Source organism: Microbacterium sp. (assembly GCF_047606385.1).
Lineage (GTDB): Bacteria > Actinomycetota > Actinomycetes > Actinomycetales > Microbacteriaceae > Microbacterium.
This window is the reverse complement of the sequence record NZ_JASGEL010000115.1, coordinates 1-2,748: the sequence shown is the minus strand read 5'-3', so window position 1 is coordinate 2,748 and position 2,748 is coordinate 1. Positions and strand designations below refer to the sequence as shown.

General features: G+C 73.8%; 2 protein-coding genes. Both read right to left on the bottom strand.

Features of this window, described 5'->3' with window-relative positions; genetic code table 11:
* Nucleotides 1-1,540: phenylalanine--tRNA ligase subunit beta (gene pheT, locus QM626_RS11560; protein ID WP_415077097.1), on the bottom strand; the 1,540-nt coding region annotated here is incomplete at its 3' end.
* The gene (gene pheS, locus QM626_RS11555) at nucleotides 1,540-2,586 is read right to left on the bottom strand and encodes a phenylalanine--tRNA ligase subunit alpha (RefSeq protein ID WP_415077096.1); all 1,047 of its coding nucleotides are present in this window, start codon (nucleotides 2,584-2,586) and stop codon (nucleotides 1,540-1,542) included. The genes pheT and pheS, both read right to left, overlap by 1 nt.
* Nucleotides 2,587-2,748 lie beyond the last annotated feature (162 nt).

The window sequence follows — 2,748 nt, the reverse complement described above, 5'->3', positions numbered from 1 at the left end:
GCGCGTCGCTCACCCGGCGGCGGCCCCGCTGCGCCGGGGTCCAGCCGCGGCCGGGGGGCGCGACCGGCAGCACCGAGGGGATGCGGTCGTAGCCGGTGACCCGGGCGACCTCCTCGGCGAGCGTCCAGCGGTCGGTGAGGTCGGGGCGCCAGGTCGGGGGCACGACGTCCCATCCCGTCGGCGTCGGGTCGACCTCGCAGCCGATCAGCTCGAGGGCGCCGCGGATCTCGTCCGGCGCGTAGTCGACGCCGACGAGGCCGGGCACGAACTCCGCGGGCAGGGCGACGAGCGTGCGGCGCAGCTCGGCGTGGAGGGCACCGCCGACGCCGTCCGCAGTGCCACCGGCGTACTGCACCAGCAGGTCGACGACCCGCTGCGCGGCGACGTACGGGATCGCGGGGTCCACCCCGCGCTCGAAGCGACGCGAGGCCTCGCTGGGCAGCTTGTGCCGGCGGGCGGTGCGGGCGATCGAGACCGTGTCGAAGATCGCGGCCTCCACGAGCACGTTCGTGGTCGCCGCGCTCATCTCGGTCGCCGCTCCCCCCATGACCCCCGCCAGGCCGACGGGGCCGGTCTCGTCGGTGATCAGCAGGTCCTCGGCGTGCAGCTCGCGCACCTGGCCGTCGAGGGTCTCGAGCGTCTCCCCCGCGACGGCGCGGCGCACCGTGATGCCGCCGGTGAGCCGGTCGAGGTCGTAGCCGTGGATGGGGCCTCCGAGCTCCAGCATGACGTAGTTGGTGATGTCGACGAGGATGCCGAGCGACCGGATGCCGGCCAGCGCCAGGCGCGTGACCATCCACACCGGGGTGGGCCGGGCGGGATCCACGCCGCGGACGACCCGCACGACGAACTCGCTCGCGCCGACCTGCCCACGGATGGGCGTGTCGTCGGCGACGGTCACGGCGAAGCCCTCGCCGGGACGCACCTCGGAGGCCGGGCGCAGGGCCGGGTCGCGGAAGGCGGCGCCGGTGGCGTGCGAGTACTCGCGGGCGACGCCGCGCAGCGACAGCGCGTAGCCGCGGTCGGGCGTCACGTTGATGTCGACGGCGACGTCGTCCAGGCCCAGCAGGGCGATCGCGTCGGTGCCGACGGGCGCGTCGATGCCGAGCTCGACCAGTCGCAGGATGCCGCCGTGCTCGCTGCCGAGCCCCAGCTCCTTGGCGGAGGCGATCATGCCGTCCGAGACGTGGCCGTAGGTCTTGCGTGCGGCGATCGGGAACGGGCCGGGCAGCACGGCTCCCGGGAGGGTGACCACGACCTTGTCCCCGGCGAAGAAGTTGCCCGCGCCGCACACGATGCCCCGGACGCCGCCGTGCTCGGCACCGACGTCGACCTGGCACCAGCGGATCGTCTTGCCGTTGGACTGCGGCTCCGGCTCGAACGAGACCACCTGGCCGACGACCACCGGCCCGGTGATCTCGAAGCGGTGGACGTCCTCCTCCTCGAAGCCGACGCTCACGAGCGAGGCGAGCACGTCCTCGGGAGTCGCGTCCTGCGGCACCTCGACGAACTCGCGCAGCCATGACAGCGGGACGCGCATCACACCACCATCCCGAACTGCTCGCTGAAGCGCACGTCGCCCTCGGCCATGTCGCGCATGTCCTTCACGTCGGAGCGGAACATGAGGGTCCGCTCGATCCCCATCCCGAACGCGAACCCGGAGTACACCTCGGGGTCGATGCCGGCCGCGCGCAGCACGTTCGGGTTGACCATGCCGCATCCGCCCCACTCGATCCACCGCGCGCCGCCCTTGAAGGTGGGATGCCACAGGTCGAGCTCGGCGGACGGCTCGGTGAACGGGAAGTAGTTGGCGCGGATGCGCGTCTTCGCCTCGGCGCCGAACAGCTGCCGCGCGACGTGGTCGAGCGTGCCGCGCAGGTGCGCCATGGTGATGCCCTTGTCCACGACGAGTCCCTCGAACTGGCTGAACACCGGCAGGTGGGTCGCGTCGAACTCGTCGGTGCGGTATGCGCGGCCGGGGCAGACGACGTAGATCGGCAGGTCTCGCTCGAGCATGGAGCGCACCTGCACCGGGCTGGTGTGGGTGCGCAGCACCAGGTGGCGCTCCTGGGGCGCGATGTAGAAGGTGTCCTGCATCTGGCGGGCGGGGTGGTCGACGTCGAAGTTCAGGGCGTCGAAGTTGAACCATTCGTGCTCGAGCTCGGGGCCCTCCGCGACCTCCCAGCCCATTCCGACGAAGATGTCGCCGACCTCCTCCTGCAACAGGCTCAGCGGATGCCGGGCGCCGGTGCGGGTGCGGGACGCGACGGCGGTGATGTCGACCCGTTCCGCCTCGAGACGCGCCGCCGTCTCCGCCGCGGCGATCTCGGCCTCGCGCGCGTCCAGCGCCCGCGTCACCCGGCCGCGGGCCTGCCCGACGAGCTTGCCGGTCGCTGCCTTCGCCTCGGTCGGCACGTCGCGCAGCCGAGCGTTCAGCCGGGCCAGCGGCGAGCCCTCGCCCTGGTGGGCGGCGCGGGCCGCCTTCAGCGCGGCGGAGTCGGACGCGGCCGCGATCGCGGCCAGCGCGTCGTCGGTCGCCTGCGTCACCGCCTCGGGCGTGATCGGGTTCTCGGCTGCGTCGGACACGAGCATCGAGTCTACGCGGGCGCCTCGCCCCGCCGCACCGCCGCGGCCGTCTACGCGGTGCTGCCGGGATCGCCCGCCCCGACCCCGCGCCCGGCCGCGATGGCGGCCGTCTCCGTCGCCGGCTCCGCACCGCCCGGGCCGCGCGTCCGCACCCGCGGCGAG